Origin of the sequence: Erwinia endophytica (assembly GCF_009295515.1) — a bacterium.
Taxonomy (GTDB): domain Bacteria; phylum Pseudomonadota; class Gammaproteobacteria; order Enterobacterales; family Enterobacteriaceae; genus Erwinia; species Erwinia endophytica.
Map to the genome: position 1 here is coordinate 63,193 of NZ_RQVV01000016.1, position 20,002 is coordinate 83,194.

19 protein-coding genes are annotated in these 20,002 nt (G+C 52.5%); 15 read left to right on the forward strand and 4 right to left on the reverse strand.

The genetic code is table 11. The annotated features are described in order from the left end of the window. Positions 1–61: 61 nt before the first annotated feature. Complete coding sequence (locus tag EH228_RS06065; protein WP_152320782.1) at positions 62–889, reverse strand: dienelactone hydrolase family protein; 828 nt, start codon at positions 887–889, stop codon at positions 62–64. Between the two features lie 291 nt (positions 890–1,180). Between EH228_RS06065 and udp the strand changes: the two genes are divergently transcribed. From udp to tatD, 9 genes are all read left to right on the forward strand, one after another. Continuing rightward, positions 1,181–1,942, forward strand: coding sequence for a uridine phosphorylase (gene udp / locus EH228_RS06070; RefSeq protein WP_152320783.1), 762 nt, complete (start codon positions 1,181–1,183; stop codon positions 1,940–1,942). A 73-nt stretch (positions 1,943–2,015) separates the two neighbouring features. Continuing rightward, positions 2,016–3,551 (forward strand): DNA recombination protein RmuC, encoded by a 1,536-nt coding sequence (gene rmuC / locus EH228_RS06075; protein ID WP_152320784.1) that lies wholly within the window; start codon positions 2,016–2,018, stop codon positions 3,549–3,551. Positions 3,552–3,625: 74 nt separating this feature from the next. Next, positions 3,626–4,381, forward strand: coding sequence for a bifunctional demethylmenaquinone methyltransferase/2-methoxy-6-polyprenyl-1,4-benzoquinol methylase UbiE (ubiE, locus tag EH228_RS06080; protein ID WP_152320785.1), 756 nt, complete (start codon positions 3,626–3,628; stop codon positions 4,379–4,381). A gap of 12 nt (positions 4,382–4,393) precedes the next feature. Then, complete coding sequence (gene ubiJ, locus EH228_RS06085) at positions 4,394–4,999, forward strand: ubiquinone biosynthesis protein UbiJ (protein WP_152320786.1); 606 nt, start codon at positions 4,394–4,396, stop codon at positions 4,997–4,999. Continuing rightward, on the forward strand, positions 4,996–6,633 hold the full coding sequence (ubiB, locus tag EH228_RS06090; protein WP_152320787.1) for a ubiquinone biosynthesis regulatory protein kinase UbiB: 1,638 nt from the start codon (positions 4,996–4,998) through the stop codon (positions 6,631–6,633). Before ubiJ ends, ubiB begins: the two co-directional genes overlap by 4 nt. Positions 6,634–6,753: 120 nt before the next feature. Next, positions 6,754–6,999, forward strand: coding sequence for a Sec-independent protein translocase subunit TatA (gene tatA / locus EH228_RS06095; RefSeq protein ID WP_152320788.1), 246 nt, complete (start codon positions 6,754–6,756; stop codon positions 6,997–6,999). A gap of 3 nt (positions 7,000–7,002) precedes the next feature. Next, positions 7,003–7,599 carry a Sec-independent protein translocase protein TatB gene (gene tatB / locus EH228_RS06100; protein WP_152320789.1) on the forward strand — a complete coding sequence of 199 codons (597 nt, stop codon included), beginning with the start codon at positions 7,003–7,005 and terminating at the stop codon, positions 7,597–7,599. A 2-nt stretch (positions 7,600–7,601) separates the two neighbouring features. After that, complete coding sequence (tatC, locus tag EH228_RS06105; protein WP_152320790.1) at positions 7,602–8,360, forward strand: Sec-independent protein translocase subunit TatC; 759 nt, start codon at positions 7,602–7,604, stop codon at positions 8,358–8,360. Positions 8,361–8,441: 81 nt separating this feature from the next. Continuing rightward, a complete protein-coding gene (tatD, locus tag EH228_RS06110) occupies positions 8,442–9,236 on the forward strand; it encodes a 3'-5' ssDNA/RNA exonuclease TatD (RefSeq protein WP_152320791.1) in 795 nt (264 codons plus the stop codon). A 31-nt stretch (positions 9,237–9,267) separates the two neighbouring features. Here tatD and rfaH read toward each other — a convergent pair whose 3' ends face one another. Next, entirely contained in the window at positions 9,268–9,756 is a 489-nt protein-coding gene (gene rfaH, locus EH228_RS06115; RefSeq protein ID WP_152320792.1) for a transcription/translation regulatory transformer protein RfaH, read from the reverse strand. A gap of 280 nt (positions 9,757–10,036) precedes the next feature. Between rfaH and ubiD the strand changes: the two genes are divergently transcribed. Both ubiD and fre read left to right on the forward strand, forming a co-directional pair. Then, positions 10,037–11,539 carry a 4-hydroxy-3-polyprenylbenzoate decarboxylase gene (gene ubiD / locus EH228_RS06120; RefSeq protein ID WP_152320793.1) on the forward strand — a complete coding sequence of 501 codons (1,503 nt, stop codon included), beginning with the start codon at positions 10,037–10,039 and terminating at the stop codon, positions 11,537–11,539. Positions 11,540–11,563: 24 nt separating this feature from the next. Further along, positions 11,564–12,265 (forward strand): NAD(P)H-flavin reductase, encoded by a 702-nt coding sequence (fre, locus tag EH228_RS06125; RefSeq protein ID WP_152320794.1) that lies wholly within the window; start codon positions 11,564–11,566, stop codon positions 12,263–12,265. A gap of 87 nt (positions 12,266–12,352) precedes the next feature. Here the strand turns inward: fre and fadA are convergent, their stop codons facing one another. Together fadA and fadB are read right to left on the reverse strand one after the other, a co-directional pair. Then, positions 12,353–13,516, reverse strand: a complete 1,164-nt coding sequence (fadA, locus tag EH228_RS06130) for an acetyl-CoA C-acyltransferase FadA (protein WP_152320795.1) — start codon at positions 13,514–13,516, stop codon at positions 12,353–12,355. Positions 13,517–13,526: 10 nt separating this feature from the next. Beyond that, positions 13,527–15,713 (reverse strand): fatty acid oxidation complex subunit alpha FadB, encoded by a 2,187-nt coding sequence (gene fadB / locus EH228_RS06135; protein ID WP_152320796.1) that lies wholly within the window; start codon positions 15,711–15,713, stop codon positions 13,527–13,529. 186 nt (positions 15,714–15,899) lie between these two features. Between fadB and pepQ the strand changes: the two genes are divergently transcribed. The 4 genes from pepQ to hemG are packed head-to-tail and all read left to right on the forward strand — an operon-like array spanning position 15,900 to position 19,883. Continuing rightward, positions 15,900–17,231: a Xaa-Pro dipeptidase gene (pepQ, locus tag EH228_RS06140; protein WP_152320802.1), complete on the forward strand. Its 1,332-nt coding sequence runs from the start codon at positions 15,900–15,902 to the stop codon at positions 17,229–17,231. Continuing rightward, the gene (locus EH228_RS06145; protein WP_152320797.1) at positions 17,231–17,845 is read left to right on the forward strand and encodes an IMPACT family protein; all 615 of its coding nucleotides are present in this window, start codon (positions 17,231–17,233) and stop codon (positions 17,843–17,845) included. Before pepQ ends, EH228_RS06145 begins: the two co-directional genes overlap by 1 nt. Positions 17,846–17,876: 31 nt before the next feature. Further along, positions 17,877–19,328, forward strand: coding sequence for a Trk system potassium transporter TrkH (gene trkH / locus EH228_RS06150; protein ID WP_152320798.1), 1,452 nt, complete (start codon positions 17,877–17,879; stop codon positions 19,326–19,328). An 18-nt stretch (positions 19,329–19,346) separates the two neighbouring features. After that, entirely contained in the window at positions 19,347–19,883 is a 537-nt protein-coding gene (gene hemG / locus EH228_RS06155; RefSeq protein ID WP_152320799.1) for a menaquinone-dependent protoporphyrinogen IX dehydrogenase, read from the forward strand. Positions 19,884–20,002: the final 119 nt, after the last annotated feature.

Sequence of the window (20,002 nt, forward strand, 5' to 3'; positions counted from 1 at the left end):
CACCAGGCTGAAGCAAAAGCGGTGTGGTAAAAACGGGGGGGATGACCATCGATTTTTTGGGTTATTGCACACCGTGCTGTTTAAACCACGCCAGCATCCTCTGCCAGCCATCCTTCGCCGACTCTTCATGGTAGCTGGGTCGGTAATCGGCATTAAAGGCGTGTCCGGCATCGGGATAGACCACAATTTCGGATGTTGAGTTCGCCGCCTGGAGAGCCTGACGCATGGTTTCCACTGTATCTTGCGGAATACTGTCGTCTTTTCCACCGTACAAACCCAGCACAGGAGCAGCCAGCTCGGCAGCGATATCGACGGGTTGCTGCTGTTGCTTCATGGTCTTATCGCCCACCAGTTTCCCGTACCAGGCGACACCCGCCTTCAGTTGTGGATTATGAGCGACGTACAGCCAGGTAATACGACCTCCCCAGCAGAAACCGGTTATCGCCATATTGCGCATATCGCCGCCATGGCGGGAAGCCCAGTTGGCAACGTGATCCAGGTCGGCCAGAACCTGGGTATCAGGCACTTTGCTGACCAGCTCATTAAGCAGCGTCGATATATCGTTATAATCAGCGGGATCGCCTTGACGGAAGTAGAGTTCCGGCGCTATCGCCATATAACCTTCTGTCGCCAGGCGACGGCAAACGTCCCGAATATGTTCATGTACGCCAAAAATTTCTTGTACCACCAGAATGACCGGCAATGGACCCGTGGCGTTACGGGGTTTTGCATAGAACGCGGGCATATTTTCGCCCTGAGTGGGGATGGAGGTTTCGCCTGACAGGATATCGTCACTTTCGGTGATGACGGTGGTCGATGCGATAGGCGATACCGCGGGAGTGAACCCATTATTGCTCATTTTTTGCGTCGTGTTATCTTCGTTTTTCATTGTTCTCTCCGAGCATGCAGTCGCGCAATTCGCCAACTATTATGGTCAGAATTACGCAGGGGCAGATGATGACTCTCTCCTAATCTTTAGCACTGGCAAAGATGAGACGTCAGGGCAAGTTGTGTCAATCTGGCAAGCAAGAGTGATTAAATGTGATTAATATCACGTTTTTATAAATGTTATATGTAAGTTTCATTATGTATAGCGCGCTTTATCACACAATGGGCGTTAAATATCCGTTACGGTGAGGTATCTCAACCGCGCCACCTTTTGTCGTCACAGGAGTTTGCTATGGCACAGTCAGACGTTTTTCACCTGGGTTTAACACGGGCAGATTTACAGGGCGCAACGCTGGCTATCGTGCCGGGCGATCCTGAACGGGTTAAGAAAATAGCTGCGTTGATGGATAATGCGGTTCATCTGGCTTCACACCGTGAATTCACCACCTGGCGTGCAGAAATTGAGGGTAAAGCGGTGGTCGTCTGTTCCACCGGGATCGGGGGCCCCTCCACCTCGATTGCGGTGGAAGAGTTGGCGCAACTGGGCGTCCGGACTTTCCTGCGGGTTGGCACCACTGGCGCTATTCAGCCGGAAATCAATGTAGGGGATGTGTTGGTGACCACGGCTTCTGTACGTCTCGACGGCGCCAGCCAGCATTTTGCTCCGCTGGCGTTCCCGGCAGTGGCTGACTTCACCTGTACCACGGCGCTGGTTGAGGCGGCTAAAGCCTCTGGTGCCACGACTCATATCGGCATCACCGCGTCCTCTGATACGTTCTATCCAGGGCAGGAGCGTTATGACACCTATTCCGGTCGTGTTGTCAGCCACTTGCAGAACTCCTTGCAAGAGTGGCAGCAAATGGGGGTACTGAACTATGAAATGGAATCAGCAACCTTACTGACCATGTGTGCCAGCCAGGGGTTACGGGCTGGAATGGTCGCCGGAGTGATCGTTAATCGTACCCAGCAGGAAATTCCTGACGCGGAAACGATGAAGAAAACAGAAAGCGATGCGGTGCATATCGTCGTTGCCGCGGCCCGCCGATTGGTTTAAACGTTTTTATCTGGACATTTATACAGTGCCGCTCTACCTTTTCCCGTAGATCAGTAGGAGCGGGAGAATTAGCGTGGATTCAACAAATACTTATGGCATCTGTATAGGTCTGGCGGGCCTGCTGACAGGTTGGCTCATTGCCTGGTTCAGAAGCCAGCAGTTGTTGGCGAAGCAGGAAACAGAACGGCAACTGCTGCGACAATCAGTTGAACAGTTGCAGCAGGAGCGCGAACGACTGGTTCAGCAACTGGAAGCGCAGCAGCAGATGCAAAAACAGCATGAACTGGAACTGCGACAACTGCATGGTTCGCTCAGCGCTGCGCAGGAAAAATTGCATCATTTGGATCACTGGCGTAATGAAGCTGAACAACTGACCCGTGAATTACGCAATCAATTAGAAATTAATAGTGCTCAGGAAGCCGAACTCCGTGAAGTGACTATCCGTCTGGAGGAGACGCGGATGGCGGCAGAAGAGAAACAGCGGCTGCTGATCAACAGTGAGCAACGCCTCAATGCGCAGTTTGAAAACCTTGCTAATCGTATCTTTGAAAACAGTGGCCGTCGGGTGGATGAGCAAAATCGTCAGAGTCTTAACGGCCTGCTCGCACCATTGCGCGAACAGTTGGAAGGTTTTCGGCGCCAGGTACAGGAAGGTTTTGGTCAGGAGGCCCGTGAACGTCACACGCTTTCCCATGAAATTCGTAATCTGCAGCAGTTGAATGCGCAAATGGCGCAGGAAGCGATCAATCTGACCAAAGCGCTAAAAGGCGACAATAAAACGCAAGGCAACTGGGGTGAAGTCGTGCTCAGTCGGGTGCTTGAAGCTTCCGGCTTGCGCAAGGGACATGAATACGACACCCAGGTCAATATCCAGCGGGAACAAAGCGGTCGGATGCAGCCGGATGTTATCGTGCGTTTACCCCAGGGTAAGGACGTGGTGATTGATGCCAAAATGGCCCTTGTCGCCTACGAACGCTATTTCAACGGAGAGGATGAGGCCACGCGGGAAGCGGCACTTAGCGAGCATATCGCGGCCATCCGCGGGCATATCCGCCAACTGGGCCGAAAAGATTATCAACAATTGCCGGGTTTACGCTCGCTGGATTATGTGTTGATGTTTATCCCGGTTGAGCCAGCATTTCTGTTAGCCATTGATCGCCAGCCTGAGTTAATTAATGAAGCGTTAAACCAGAACATCATGTTGGTCAGCCCGACTACGCTGCTGGTGGCATTGCGCACCATCAGTAATCTGTGGCGTTATGAACACCAGAGCCGTAATGCCCAGCGTATTGCTGACAGAGCGGCGAAGCTGTATGACAAAATGCGCTTGTTTGTTGATGATATGTCAGCAATGGGACAAAACCTCGATCGGGCGCAGGACAGCTATCGGCAGGCGATGAAAAAGCTGTCAGAAGGTCGGGGTAACCTGATTGCCCAGACTGAAAGTTTCCGCCAGTTGGGGGTGGAGGTAAAGCGTCCAATCAATCCCCGTCTGGTGGAACAGGCGATGCCGGAAGCTTTTGACGTACCGGAAGAGGATGAAGACAGTGACAATGTTCCCTTGTGTGATGCGGATGAGAATATTGCGTCGACACGCATCAATGAATGAGCCGCAAGGCCGTGCCTGACCCGCGGGACTCTGATACACTTGACTGAATATTGATTGCAGAGCAGGCAAAACAAATGGCAGATGAATCAAAGGACACCACCCATTTTGGCTTTCGTACCGTCGCTAAAAGCGACAAAGCTGAAATGGTGGCTGATGTTTTCCATTCCGTTGCAGCCAAATATGACCTGATGAACGATCTGATGTCGTTCGGTATCCACCGTATCTGGAAGCGTTTTACTATCGACTGTAGCGGTGTGCGTCGCGGGCAGCATGTGCTGGATCTGGCGGGGGGAACGGGGGATCTTACGGCAAAATTCTCGCGTCTGGTGGGCGAGACTGGCGAAGTAGTGCTGGCCGATATCAACAGCTCCATGCTGAAAGTGGGCCGTGAAAAGCTGCGCAACAGTGGTATCGTTGGCAATGTGAACTATGTTCAGGCTAATGCGGAAGCGCTGCCGTTCCCCGACAACACTTTCGATTGCATTACCATCGCCTTCGGCCTGCGCAATGTCACTGAAAAAGATAAGGCGCTGGCTTCTATGTTTCGCGTGTTGAAGCCGGGTGGACGCCTGCTGGTGCTGGAGTTCTCCAAACCGCTGCTGGCGCCGTTGAACAAAGCCTATGATGCATACTCTTTCCATGTCCTGCCACGTATTGGGCAACTGGTGGCGAAAGACGCTGAAAGCTACCGTTATCTGGCTGAATCTATTCGTATGCATCCAGACCAGGAAACGCTTAAGCAGATGATGGAAGCTGCCGGGTTCGAAAATACCACCTATTACAATCTCACCGGTGGCATTGTCGCGCTGCACCGTGGATTCAAGTTTTAAACAGGAAAGCGCATGAGTTTAACACCGCTATTAACTGCGGGGCTGGAAACGGCACTTAATCAGATTTTGTATCGTGATCGCGGCTTGAAAGCGGCACGTCAACGCCTGAATGGCAAAAGTCTGATGATTGACCTGGCTGAGCTGAAACAGCCGATCACCTTTATCTTCGGTGAAAAGCAGCTGGATGTGCTGGGTGAATGGAACGACACACCGGATTGTCTGGTGAAAACCCGACTGGCCACGCTGGGTAAATTGCGTGATCGCCAACAGTTAACCCGCCTGATCCGCAATGGTGAATTGGATGTTGACGGGGATCCACAGGTGGTACAGCATTTTTCCGCACTGGTTGATCTGGCTGAGCTGGATCCGGCCGAATATCTCGCTCCATGGACCGGCGATATTGTGGCTCAAAGCATCAGTTTGTTCGTCCGGCGCGGTGTGCTCTTGTTCCGTAACGACCTTAAGCGTAAACAGGGTTATCTGAGCCAGGTATTGACGGAAGAGTGGCGGTTGGCGCCCGGTAGCCTTGAACTGGCGTGGTTTGCGGAAGAGGTGGACGCCGTTGCGCACGCGTTTTCCGCTCTGGACGTTCGTCTGAACGCGCTGGAGGGAAAATGACCCTCGGAGAAATACGTCGTCTCTATTTTATTATCCGCAATTTCCTCAGCTACGGTCTCGACGAATTGATCCCCAAAACCCGGCTGGCATTGCCGCTGCATTTGTGGCGTAAATGCCTGTTCTGGATGCCAAATCAGCACAAGGATCAGCCGTTGGGCGAGCGTTTACGCCTGGCGCTGGAACAGCTGGGGCCGGTTTGGATCAAGTTTGGTCAGATGATGTCTACCCGCCGCGATCTGTTTCCACCGCACATTGCTGACCAATTGGCCATGTTACAAGACCGCGTTGCGCCATTTGATGGAGCACAGGCAAAACGTCAGATTGAACAGTCACTTGGTAGTCCGGTTGAAACCTGGTTCGACGATTTCGTGATTAAACCGTTGGCGTCGGCCTCTATCGCGCAGGTGCATACCGCCACGCTGAAAGAAAACGGCCGGGAAGTGGTCATCAAAGTGATTCGTCCGGATATCTTGCCCGTGATCAAAGCAGATATGCGGTTGATCAAACGTATGGCTCGTTGGGTTCCCCGTTTGCTACCGGATGGTCGTCGTCTGCGGCCACAGGAAGTGGTGGAGGACTACGAAAAAACGCTGATCGACGAACTGAACCTGCTGCGGGAAGCCGCGAACGCCATTCAGTTGCGGCGTAATTTCGATGGCAGCAATATGCTGTATGTGCCGGAAATTTTCTCCGACTACTGCAGTGAAACCATGTTGGTGATGGAACGTATTTACGGTATTCCCGTTAATGACGTGGTACAGCTTGAACAGCATGGCGTCAATATGCAGTTACTGGCAGAACGCGGCGTTCAGGTATTCTTTACCCAAGTGTTCCGCGACAGCTTCTTCCATGCGGATATGCATCCCGGCAATATCTTCGTTAGCTATGACCATCCGGAAGATCCACAGTACATCGGGATTGATTGCGGTATTGTTGGATCGCTGAACAAAGAAGACAAACGCTACCTGGCCGAGAACTTTATCGCTTTTTTCAATCGCGATTATCGCAAGGTGGCGGAACTGCATGTGGATTCAGGGTGGGTGCCGCCAGACACCAATGTTGAAGATTTTGAGTTTGCTATCCGTACGGTCTGTGAACCTATTTTTGAAAAGCCGTTGGCGGAGATTTCTTTCGGCCATGTATTGCTGAATTTATTTAATACCGCCAGGCGCTTCAATATGGAAGTTCAGCCGCAACTGGTTCTTCTGCAGAAGACATTACTGTATGTTGAAGGTGTGGGCCGACAGTTGTATCCACAACTTGATCTGTGGAAAACCGCGAAGCCGTTTCTGGAAAACTGGATTAAAGATCAGATAGGTATTCCCGCTATTGTGCGTGCCCTGAAGGAAAAAGCGCCGTTCTGGGCGGAAAAATTGCCTGAATTGCCTGAGTTGTTTTATGACAGCCTCCATCAGCACAAGCGTTTGCAACATAGCATCAATAAATTGACCGACGACCTGCAAGGGGCGCGTAGCAGACAGCATCAGTCACGTTATCTGTTTGGCGTTGGTGCGACGTTATTGCTGAGTGGGACCGGCATCCTGCTGTCCAGGCCACAATGGGATCTGATCTCTGCGTTGATGGTCGCCGCTGGTCTGGTCATCTGGCTGATTGGCTGGCAGAAGACGGCCTGATTGTCATGAAAGGTAAAAAGAGCGGTTGAACATTGTCGGGGCGGCTTTGCTCATCGTCAGCGCGGCTCAAGCTGTATATACTGCGAAACTGGCATTATAACTCATTATCAGAGGCAAAATATGGGCGGTATTAGTATCTGGCAATTGTTAATTATTGCCGTAATTGTTGTTCTTCTCTTTGGTACCAATAAATTACGTACGCTGGGTTCTGACCTGGGTTCATCGATCAAAGGCTTCAAAAAAGCCATGAGCGATGAAGACGAGACGGACAAAAAACACGCTAATGATGCTGACTTTAATGCCAAACTGGCTGACAAACAGCAGACAGAAGCGTCGAAAGAAGACGCTAAGAACGACAAGGTATAAACCGTGTTCGACATAGGCTTTAGTGAACTGATATTGGTGTTCGTTATCGGGCTTGTGGTGCTCGGTCCCCAACGTTTACCGGTGGCGGTCAAGACCGTTGTCGGTTGGATCCGCGCTCTGCGTTCGCTGGCGGCGAATGTGCAGAATGAGCTGGCGCAGGAACTCAAATTGCAGGAGTTGCAGGACAGTTTGAGGAAAGTGGAAGAGGCGAGTAAAAACAACCTGACGCCAGAGCTGAAAGCGTCAATGGAAGAGCTGAAACAGTCGGCGGAGTCTATTCGGCGCTCGTATCTGGGAGAGCATGAAAAAGCCGATGATGAAGCGAACACCATCCGCAATCATGAGGAAAGTGCGCCAGTGGCAGCCGTTCACTCGGTTAGCGCACCGGAGCCAGCTCCCAGGATGTCCGTCCAGCAGGAGGTTGTGGCAGCGGCTACTACGGTAGAGCCCTCTGAGCCGGTGGTGCATGTCTCTGACGCTGCCAGTGTCTCTGCTACGGTAGCCGTAGATAAGGAAGCGGTGACGGCAGCAGGCGACGAGCCGTCCAAACTGTCCAGTCGCGCTCCCGCTTCCATCACTCAATCGGGAGAGCAAAGTTAAACATGGCTGTTGAAGATACCCAACCGCTTATCAGTCATCTGATTGAACTCCGTAAGCGTTTACTGAATTGCATTATCGCCGTCGTCGCCATTTTTCTGTGCCTGGTTTATTTTTCCAATGACATCTATCAGATGGTCTCTGCGCCACTGATCAAACAGATGCCAGCAGGAGCCAGCATGATTGCAACCGATGTGGCATCCCCATTTTTCACCCCCATTAAGCTGACGATGATCGTTTCGGTATTCCTTGCGGTACCGGTGATCCTCTATCAGATTTGGGCCTTTATCGCGCCGGCTTTGTATCGTCATGAGCGTAGGCTGGTGATGCCGCTACTGTTTTCCAGTTCATTCCTATTCTACATAGGGATGGCTTTCGCCTACTTTATTGTCTTTCCGTTGGCCTTTGGTTTCTTTGCCAAAACCGCACCTCAGGGGGTCGTGATTGCCACGGATATTAGCAACTACCTCGATTTTGTGATGGCGTTGTTTATGGCCTTTGGTGTTTCCTTTGAAGTGCCGATTGCCATTGTATTGTTATGTTGGACCGGGGTGACCACTCCGGAAGAGCTGAAGAAAAAGCGCCCGTATGTTCTGGTCGGTGCTTTCGTGGTGGGCATGTTACTGACGCCTCCCGATGTTTTCTCGCAGACACTGTTGGCAATCCCGATGTACTGTCTGTTTGAAGTAGGGGTGTTCTTCTCCCGCTTCTATGTGGGCAAGGGCCGCAAGGACCATCAACCGGAAGAAGCTGGAACAGAATAGCGATGTGGGCAGATATGGTGCCTTGCATTCCGTTGACGTGAAAGAACCGCCCGAAAGGGCGGTTACTGTTTGGAACACGCTATGTTTGATATTGGGGTCAATCTGACCAGTACGCAGTTTGCGAAAGATCGCGACAAGGTCGTTAGACGTGCGAAAGATGCCGCAGTGACGGGTTTGTTGATAACGGGGACCAATGCGCTGGAAAGTCAGCAGGCGCAAAGTCTGGCGGCTCGCCGTCCAGGATATTGTTGGTCGACCGCTGGCGTTCATCCTCATCATGCCAGCGAATGGTCAGGTGAAACGGCGGCCACGCTGAAACGGTTGGCCGCAAGACCGGAAGTCGTGGCTATTGGCGAATGCGGACTGGATTTTAACCGTAATGTCGCCGGACCCGAGCAGCAGGCTTACGCTTTTAACGCTCAGTTAGCGCTGGCCGCAGACTTAGGGCTTCCGGTGTTTCTCCACTGCCGAGAGGCCCATGATCGTTTTATGGCTATCCTTACGCCATGGTTGCCTAAACTGGCCGGCGCGGTTATCCACTGCTTTACCGGCACCAAAGCAGAGCTGGAAGACTGCCTGACGGCTGGGCTGTATGTCGGTATTACTGGCTGGGTGTGTGATGAGCGTCGCGGACAGGAACTGCGCGAACTGATGCCGTTGATCCCGGCGAACCGCCTACTGCTGGAGACGGATGCGCCTTATCTGATCCCTCGAGATATGCGTCCTCGTCCCGCTTCTCGCCGCAACGAACCCTGTTTTTTACCGCACATTGTTGAGCAGGTTGCTGGGTTACGGGGAGAAGACGCATCATCTCTGGGGCTGCAGTGCGATCGTAATGCACGGGAGCTGTTCCGGATAACAGGACTGCCTGCATAACGGGATGGGCAGCAGGCAGAAGAAACTTACGTCAGAGTTTCTGGAATTGTTTGTTATCCAGGCTGCGTACGATCTGTTTATTCAATAAATTAAGCAGCAATATGGATCGCGCTTCGCCATCCGGCTCGGTAAAAATCGCCTTTAGTCCCTCAAAAGCACCGGTGGTGATAATCACCTGGTCGCCTGGCTGGGGTAGATCTGGATCAACCCGTATTTCGGTATTCTCTGTCTGTAAAGCGGTTATCACCTCCAGGGGAACCGTAGCCGGCAGGTTACCAAAGCGGACGAAGTGGCTGACGCCGCGAGTCGCACTGATGGTGGTGGTGTGTATGGCTTCCGGATCGAATTCAATAAACAGGTAATTAGGGAACAGCGGTTCTCTCACCTGGGTGCGCTTGCCACGCACCAGTTTCTCTAATGCAATCATTGGGCTGAGACAATGCACAGCCTGGCGTTCAAGGTGTTCTTTGGCGCGAAGCAGCTGACCACGTTTGCAATAAAGTAAATACCAGGATTCCATAACGTCACTTCACAATTTCAGGGGGGATAAGAATAACAAAATTGAGGCCAGAGTTATAGATACATCCCGGCCTGATGCGGCCCCTGGCCTGTTGTCGTTATCGGAACGCAAAATCGTCATCTCTGTTTTACGGTGGTTATTCACCGATGGCTTGTTATCGAACGGATGTTTTTTTCTGGTAAAATCTCCATGAACTCATACATCACGCCGCGAAAAACTAAGCATCCTGCTTTGATCCTCTTTATAATAGCCGATTCACTGACCGTATTGATGAGAAGTCATGAAATACCACGACTTACGTGATTTCCTCTCTCTGCTGGAACAGCGCGGAGAATTAAAACGTATTACGCAACAGATCGACCCTGTTCTCGAGATGACCGAGATTGCCGACCGGACGCTACGGGCAGGCGGTCCGGCGCTATTATTTGAAAATCCTACAGGCTACAACATGCCCGTGCTCTGTAATCTGTTCGGCACGCCGGAGCGGGTTGCGCTCGGTATGGGACAGGAAGATGTTACGGCGTTGCGTGAGGTGGGCAAACTGTTGGCTTTCCTGAAAGAGCCTGAACCACCGCGTGGTCTCCGTGACTTCTACGATAAAATTCCGCAGTGGAAGCAGGTATTAAACATGCCGGCCAAACACGTGCGGGATGCGCCATGTCAGCAGCAAATTTGGCAAGGCGAAGAGGTGGATCTTCACAAGATACCCGTGATGAAATGTTGGCCAGAAGATGTGGCACCGCTGGTGACCTGGGGGTTGACGGTGACCCGAGGGCCGCATAAAACGCGGCAAAATTTGGGAATTTATCGCCAGCAGGTTATCGCTAAAAACAAGCTGATCATGCGCTGGCTATCACACCGCGGCGGCGCGCTGGATTTCCTGGAGTGGTCGCAACAGCATCCTGGCGAGCGCTTTCCAGTGGCTGTGGCGCTGGGGGCTGATCCGGCGACGATCCTTGGCGCAGTAACGCCGGTGCCGGATACGTTGTCGGAATACGCTTTTGCCGGGTTATTGCGTGGCACTAAAACCGAAGTGGTGAAGTGCATTTCTAACGATCTGGAAGTCCCTGCCAGTGCTGAAATTGTGTTGGAAGGTTATATTGAAGCGGGTGAAATGGCTGAGGAAGGGCCTTACGGTGATCATACCGGTTATTATAATGAAGTAGACCGTTTCCCGGTGTTTACGGTGACGCACATTACGCAACGTCGCGATGCGATTTATCATTCAACTTATACCGGGCGTCCGCCAGACGAACCTGCGGTGTTAGGTGTCGCGCTGAATGAGGTGTTCGTTCCTATCCTGCAGAAGCAATTTCCGGAAATTGTTGATTTCTATCTGCCGCCGGAAGGCTGTTCTTACCGTCTGGCCGTGGTCACGATGAAAAAGCAGTATGCAGGCCATGCCCGGCGGGTCATGATGGGTGTCTGGTCTTTTCTGCGCCAGTTTATGTATACAAAATTTGTCATTGTCTGCGATGATGACGTCAATGCCCGTGACTGGAATGATGTAATCTGGGCAATCACCACGCGGATGGATCCAGCCAGAGATACGGTGCTGGTGGAGAATACGCCAATCGATTATCTGGATTTTGCCTCACCGGTTTCTGGTTTGGGTTCGAAGATGGGGCTGGATGCGACCAATAAATGGCCGGGAGAAACCCAACGTGAGTGGGGACGTCCGATCCGTAAGGATCCCGCTGTTACAGCGCGTATTGATGCTATCTGGGATCAGTTAGGGATTTTCAGTAATACGCCCACATGCAAAACTACGCCCGGCAAATAATTGTTCGATCGACAGAGGGAACGCATGACAACGTTAAGCTGCAAAGTTATCTCGGTAGAAGCGATTACCGATACTGTTTATCGGGTGCGTATGGTGCCGGAGGCCGACTTCAGCTTCCGTGCGGGTCAGTACCTGATGGTTGTGATGGATGAGCGGGACAAACGTCCATTTTCACTGGCTTCCACGCCGATGGAAAAAGATATTATTGAGCTGCACATTGGCGCATCTGAACTGAATCTCTACGCCATGGCGGTGATGGAACGTATTCAGCAGCAGCGTAAAATTACCGTCGATATCCCTCATGGTGATGCATGGCTGCGGAACGATAGTGATCGTCCATTGATCCTGATCGCGGGGGGGACGGGTTTTTCTTATGCCCGTTCAATCCTGCTGACGGCCTTGTCAGAACAGCCTGATCGCGATATTGCACTCTACTGGGGTGGGCGCGAGCTGAAACATCTGTATGATATGGAAGAACTGGATGCTCTGGCGGTGAAGCATCCAAATCTGAAAATCATTCCCGTGGTTGAGCAGCCTGATCCGGGTTGGGAAGGACGGAACGGAACGGTACTGACGGCGGTGATGAATGATTACGGTAATCTGAGCGGCCACGACATCTACATCGCCGGGCGTTTTGAAATGGCAAAAATTGCCCGCGAGCGTTTCTGCGCTGAGCGGGAAGCAAAAGAAGAGCAGATGTATGGCGATGCTTTCGCCTTTATCTGATATTCAAGGGGCAGAGCGCTCTGCCCCCTGAAAAAGTGTGCCGCGGCCCTGCGGAAAGAAGGGCAACTCAACGTCCAGAACAAAGGATCAGACGCGCTCAAAGACTGTCGCGATCCCCTGTCCCAAACCAATGCACATGGTTGCCAGACCAAACTGAGCATCGCGTTGTTCCAACAGATTTAACAATGTGGTGCTGATACGGGCTCCAGAGCAACCCAGTGGATGGCCCAGTGCAATGGCGCCGCCATTCAGATTCACTTTCTCATCCAGTACATCCAATAGTCCAAGGTCTTTAATGCATGGCAGCGTCTGTGCGGCAAAGGCTTCGTTCAGTTCAAACAGGTCAATATCACTGACACTCAGTCCGGCTCTTTTCAGCGCTAATTTTGATGCGGGAACCGGACCGTATCCCATGAGCGACGGATCACCGCCGACCACCGCCATCGAGCGAATATAGGCCCTGGCTTGCAGACCCAGCGCTTTAGCGTGCGTCTCGCTCATCACCAGCATGGCGGCAGCGCCGTCTGACAGTGCTGATGAACTTGCCGCCGTGACCGTTCCTTTCACCGGATCGAAAGCAGGGCGCAATGCCGCCAGGCCTTCAGCCGTGGTATCCGGACGAATAACTTCATCGAAGTCATAACGTTTCAATACACCGTCGGCATCATGACCGCAGGTGGCGATTATCTCTCCCTTGAAATAACCGGCCTGTGTGGCGGACCAGGCTCTCTGGTGCGAACGGGCAGCGAAAGCATCTTGCATTTCACGGCTGATGCCATGTACTTTCGCCAACATCTCTGCCGTCAGCCCCATTATACTCGCGGCTTTAGCGACAGTTTTGCTCAGGCCAGGATGAAAATCTACGCCGTGGCTCATCGGTACATGGCCCATATGTTCGACGCCGCCGACCAGGCAGGCGCTGGCATCACCCACCATAATCGCTCTGCTCGCATCATGCAGGGCTTGCATTGAGGAACCACAGAGGCGATTAACGGTCGTGGCAGGCACTTGGTGTGGGATCTCTGCCAGCAGGGCCGCGTTGCGGGCAATATTAAATCCCTGCTCCTGCGTCTGCTGTACGCAGCCCCAGTAAATGTCGTCCAGGTCTTCTGCCGCCAGCGCCGGGTTGCGACTGAGCAAGCTGCGCATCAGTTGGGCGGAGAGATCTTCGGCGCGCACATCGCGATATGCCCCACCTTTTGAACGTCCCATCGGCGTGCGTACGGCATCAACAATAACCACTTTTTCCATCTTCTTATCCTCACGCCGTTTTTAAAGAGACATCACCAACTGGCATTGTCTGGGGATACCAGCGCTCATCGTTCAGTGCCTTATCTCGCAAGCTCTCTGGCGGCAGATACAGTGCGCCGAGTTGGCTGAAAGAGCGCGCCTGGCTGACAAAATGGGCGTTGCCCTGGGTATCCAGGTAGCGAAAAGCACCACCATGGAAAGGGGGAAAGCCCAGCCCATACACCAGCGCGATATCCGCTTCGGCGGGCGTGGCAATAATCTTATCGGCCAGGCAGCGCACCACTTCATTGATCATGGGGATCATCATGCGGGCGATGATTTCAGCGTCACAGAACACCCGTTTGGGCTGACAGACGCTCTGTAGCAGTTCATCTACAGCTGGATCGGCGATCTTTTTAGGCCGACCTTTACTGTCGGTTTCCCAGCGGTAAAAACCAAGCTGATTTTTTTGCCCATAGCGCTGTGTCTCAAACAGTAGATCGATAGCATTACGATAATCTTTTTGCATTCTGTCCGGAAAACCTTCGGCCATCACGGTTTGGGCATGATGAGCGGTATCGATCCCTACCACGTCCAGCAACCAGGCCGGGCCCATTGGCCAGCCAAACTGTTTTTCCATCACGTTATCAATCTGACGATAGTCCGCCCCGTCGCGCAGCAGCAGGCTGAAAGCGGAAAAGTAGGGAAATAGCACCCGGTTGACGAAGAAGCCGGGACCGTCATTGACCACAATCGGTGTTTTACCCATTTTACTGGCCCACGCCACGACTGTCGCCAATGTGGCATCTGATGTTTTCTCGCCGCGAATCACTTCGACCAACGGCATACGATGCACAGGATTGAAAAAGTGCATACCACAGAAATTTTCCGGGTGTTGCAGCGCGGTAGCTAACTGGGTGATGGGAAGGGTGGATGTATTGGAGGCGAGGATGGCTCCTTCTCGTAAATAGCCTTCTGTCTCGGCCAGTACCGCAGCTTTCACCCTGGGGTTCTCCACTACCGCTTCGACCACGATATCCGCCCGTTCAAATCCTGCGTAACTCAGTGTCGGCTGGATGGTGCCAATCACACTAGCCATCTTCATGCTGTCGATTTTGCCGCGCTCAAGCTGTTTGTTCAGCAGCCTGGCGGTTTCTTTTATCCCCAGATCCAGCGAGGTCGGGTTGATATCCTTCATGATCACAGGGACGCCTGTCCAGGCGGACTGACAGGCGATGCCGCCACCCATGATCCCAGCCCCCAGTATCGCGGCCTGTTTTGGGGGAGGGACGCGATGAGTGAGTTTTTTCACCTTACTCTTAACCGCCTGATCACTCAGGAAGAGGCCAATCAGCGCCCGCGCTGTATCAGAACGGGCTAACGGCACAAAGGCCTGGGTTTCCAGCTGCAATGCTTCATTACGGCTCAGACCCGCGGCGGCTTCAATGGTTGTTACTGCAGTGAACGGTGCCGGATAATGTTTACCGGCAGTTTGCAACACCCTGCTTTTGGCGACGCTGAAACTCATCGCGGCTTCAATGTTGTTAAGCTTCAGTGGTTGCAGTTTAGGTTGACGGCGAGCACGCCAGTCCTGATGACCTGTCATTGCATCCTGCAGAATTGCGATAGCGGCATCACGCAGTTTTTCAGCCGCGACCACCGCATCCACCAAACCGGTGGCCAGTGCCTGCTGCGCGTCCAGATCTTTACCGGCGATGATCATTTCCAGCGCGCTGTCTGCACCGAGTAATCGAGGCAAACGCACCGAGCCGCCAAAACCTGGCATGATGCCCAATTTCGTTTCAGGCAGACCAATCCGGGCATCCGGTGTGGCGATACGGAAATCCGTGGCCAGCACGCATTCACAACCGCCCCCGAGGGCATAACCCTGAATGGCGGAAAGCGTGGGAACCGGTAAATCTTCAAGACGGTTAAAGAGATCATTGGCGAAGGCCAGCCACTGCGAAAGTTTTTCGGCTGAGGCCGCAAACAGTGAAAGGAATTCAGTAATATCGGCGCCGACGATAAAAGCTGGCTTGCGTGAACGAAGCAACAGGCCCTTTAGTCCCGGTAGTTGTTCCAGTACTGTGATTGCCTCACCCAGACTGGTGACGGTTTGGGTATTCAACGTGTTGACTGAGCCGGCAGCGTCAAATACCAGCTCGGCGATGCCGTGGTCCAGCCAGCTTAAGGTCAGGGTTTCGCCTTGGTAGAGCATATTAGTCTCCTGCAACTGCGATAAGAGGAACTGGTCATACCAGATGATTGAGAGTGTGAATCTTATGTTAATTATTTGCAAATAAAAGTTTGATTATTTGCAAATGAGATCACGGGCGCAGCAAAACGGCATCAGACAAACGGCTGTGATAAGATGCGCTCAATCTGGTGTTACGGAGGTAATGTGATGGAACCGTTGGTGAGCCTGTATCAGGAGCACATCGAAACGCTGCAGACGCGCACGCAGCAGGTTTTAGCCCGTTTTAAACAGGATGCTATGCTAATCCACTCAGGAGAACTGCTGACGGTTTTCCTTGATGATCATGACTATCCGTTTAAGGTCAACCCGCAATTTAAAGCCTGGGTGCCAGTGACATCGGTGCCAAACTGCTGGCTGTGGGTGGACGGCGTCAATAAGCCAAAGCTGTGGTTCTACTCGCCGGTAGATTACTGGCATAACGTTGAGCCGTTACCGCAAAGTTTTTGGACCGATGAAGTCGAGATCGTGGCGTTAAAGAAAGCCGACGAAATCGCGCAACTGTTGCCATCCCAGCGCCAGAATGTCGCCTACATTGGTCCGGTGCCGGAACGTGCTGCGCAACTGGGGATCAGGGCAGAGCACATCAACCCGCAAGGGGTGATCGACTTCCTGCATTATCATCGGTCTTATAAAACGGATTATGAGCTGTATTGCCTGCGTGAAGCGCAGAAGACGGCGGTGTCCGGGCATCGGGCGGCCAGGGAGGCGTTTCTGGCTGGCATGAGCGAGTTTGATATTAACCATGTCTATCTCAGCACTACCGGACACCGTGATATTGACGTGCCTTATGGCAACATTATTGCGCTGAATGAACATGCGGCAGTACTGCATTACACTAAACTGGATCGTTTACCGCCAGAACAGTCGCGCAGTTTTCTGATCGATGCCGGTACCGAATACAACGGCTATGCTGCCGATCTGACGCGTACTTATGCCGCCAGTAGTGGCAGTGAGTATGCTCAACTGCTCAAAGACATGAACGAGGAAGAACTGGCGCTGATCGTTACACTTAAGGCGGGCGTACGTTACACCGAATACCATCTGCAAATGCATCAGCGCATTGCAAAGCTGCTGCTGAAACATCAGTTGGTGAAAGGGCTGAGCGAAGAAGCGCTGGTGGCGGAGGATATCACCGGGCCATTTATGCCGCATGGCGTGGGACATCCATTGGGGTTGCAGGTGCATGATGTTGCTGGATTTATGCAGGATGATCATGGTACGCATCTGGCCGCGCCGCAGCAGTATCCTTATCTGCGTTGTACGCGTATTCTCGAACCGCGCATGGTACTGACCATTGAGCCGGGTATCTATTTTATTGATTCGCTGCTGGCCCCGTGGCGGGCAGGCAAATTCAGCCAACATTTTGACTGGGCGCGCATTGATGCGCTGAAACCTTACGGCGGTATTCGTATTGAGGATAATGTGATTATCCGCGAACAGGGTGTGGAAAACATGACACGGGATTTAAAGCTGGACTGATGGACGCTTATGACATCCCTGCGGAGCAGCTGTTCAGCTTCAGTGAGGAAATCAAAAAGAGCCGTTTCATAACGCTGTTAGCGCACACTGACGGAGTGGCCGCGGCCCGCGCCTTTGTCCAGCAGGTGAAAAGCGAGCATCCAACCGCCCGGCATCACTGTTGGGCCTGGGTAGCTGGTTCGCCTGCGGATTCCCAGCAGTTGGGTTTTTCTGATGACGGTGAACCTTCTGGTACGGCAGGCAAACCAATGCTCGCTCAACTGATGGGTAATGATATTGGGGAGATAACCGCCGTGGTGGTCCGCTACTATGGCGGCATTCAGTTAGGCACGGGCGGATTGGTGAAAGCGTATGGCGGGGGAGTACAGCAGGCGCTTAAATTGTTGCCTCGCTTGCAAAAAGTGCCGATGCTGACGTTTATGCTTACTTGCGATTATGCGCAGTTGTCTGAGATCGAAAGAATGATTGCCCGGTTTCATGGACAATTGCAGCACAGCGAATTTTTACAATACGTTTCGTTGACGCTGGCCTTACCCCATGCTCAGGTCGCCGGGTTTACGCAAAATCTTACGGACTTTAGCAGAGGGGGTCTGCATCTGGTCCCGCTCAAATAACATTATTACTTGTCAGGTAAGGAACGGTTGCATGCATTTTCGTGCCATTACCCGCATTGTGGGTTTACTGGTCATTCTGTTTTCGAGCACCATGATCGTTCCTGGGCTGGTGGCGTTGATCTACCGTGATGGCGCAGGACGTGCATTTACCCAGACTTTTTTTATGGCATTGTTGATCGGCTCACTACTCTGGTGGCCTAACCGTAAGCAGAAGCGTGAGCTTAAGCCACGGGAAGGTTTCCTGATTGTGGTGCTGTTCTGGACGGTGCTGGGGAGTGTGGGGGCGATGCCCTTTATCTTTGCTGAGCATCCGAATCTGTCGGTGACCGACGCCTTCTTTGAATCTTTCTCCGGTCTGACCACCACCGGCGCCACGACGTTAGTTGGGCTGGATTCACTGCCGAAAGCGATTCTGTTCTATCGGCAAATGTTACAGTGGCTGGGGGGGATGGGGATCATTGTGCTGGCGGTTGCCATCTTGCCGATCCTCGGCGTTGGGGGGATGCAACTGTATCGTGCCGAAATGCCGGGGCCGCTGAAAGACAATAAAATGCGGCCGCGCATCGCCGAGACAGCAAAGACGCTGTGGTTGATCTATGTGCTGCTAACAGTGGTCTGCGCACTGGCTCTGTGGCTGGCGGGGATGCCGTTGTTTGATGCGATTGGACACAGTTTCTCAACCATTGCAATTGGCGGGTTCTCCACGCATGACGCCAGCATCGGCTATTTTAACAGTCCGACTATCAACACCATTATTGCTATTTTTCTGCTGATCTCCGGTTGTAATTACGGGTTGCACTTTTCATTGCTGAGTGGTCGCAATTTGCGTGTTTACTGGCGTGATCCGGAATTCCGGATGTTTATTGGCGTACAGTTCACGTTGGTGGTCATTTGCACCGTCGTGCTGTGGTTCCACAATGTTTATCACAGCGGGATGCAAACGCTCAATCAAGCCTTCTTCCAGGTGGTGTCGATGGCGACCACCGCCGGTTTTACCACAGACAGTATTGCGCGTTGGCCATTGTTCCTGCCGGTACTGCTGCTCTGCTCTGCTTTTATTGGCGGTTGTGCCGGGTCGACAGGTGGTGGACTGAAGGTGATCCGTATCCTGTTGCTGTTTAAGCAGGGGAGTCGGGAGCTGAAACGACTGGTACATCCTAATGCGGTTTATACTATTAAACTCGGGTCGCGGGCGTTGCCTGAACGTATCCTTGAGGCCGTATGGGGATTTTTCTCTGCATATGCGCTGGTGTTCCTGCTCAGTATGCTGGCAATTATCGCCACGGGCGTGGATGATTTTTCTGCCTTTGCGGCGGTGGCGGCAACGCTGAATAATCTGGGGCCTGGGTTAGGGGTAGTGGCGGATAACTTCGCTACCATGAATGATACGGCGAAATGGATTTTGATCCTGACGATGCTTTTTGGTCGTCTTGAGGTTTTCACGCTGTTAGTCCTGTTCACGCCGACCTTTTGGCGCGAATGATTTACATTGAGTTTTTATATGAAAGCATTAATTCTGTTTTCCAGCCGTGATGGACAGACTCGTGAGATCGCAGCTTGTATCGCGAAGCGACTGCAACCGCAGCAGGAGTGCGATATTGTCAACATTCTGCATGCGCAGGCGATAGACTGGGCGAAGTATGATCGCGTGTTGATTGGGGCCTCGATTCGTTATGGTCACTTCCATCCTAACGTGATGAAATTTGTGAAGCAGCACAGACTGGAGCTACGTCAGCGTCCGTCCGGTTTTTTCTCGGTGAACCTGACGGCGCGTAAGCCTGAAAAGTGTACCCCGCAAACCAATGCCTATACACGTAAATTCCTGCGGCAATCTCCCTGGCAACCAGATTGTTGCGCGGTGTTTGCTGGCGCTTTGCGTTACCCGCGTTATGGTTTCTTTGACCGGATGATGATCCAACTGATTATGCGCATGACGGGGGGCGAGACGGATCCAACGAAAGAAGTGGAGTATACCAACTGGGATAAGGTGGAGCGTTTCGCCGATGAATTTGCTGTCTTACCAGGCAAAGCGCATTAAAAAAAAGCACTTTGTTGAAAAATAATGCTGTCGGCAATTTATTTTTAAGAAACACTTGTCAGTTGTCAGGAACCCCCTATAATGCGCCTCCACTGACACGGAATAACGGTTTAGCGACC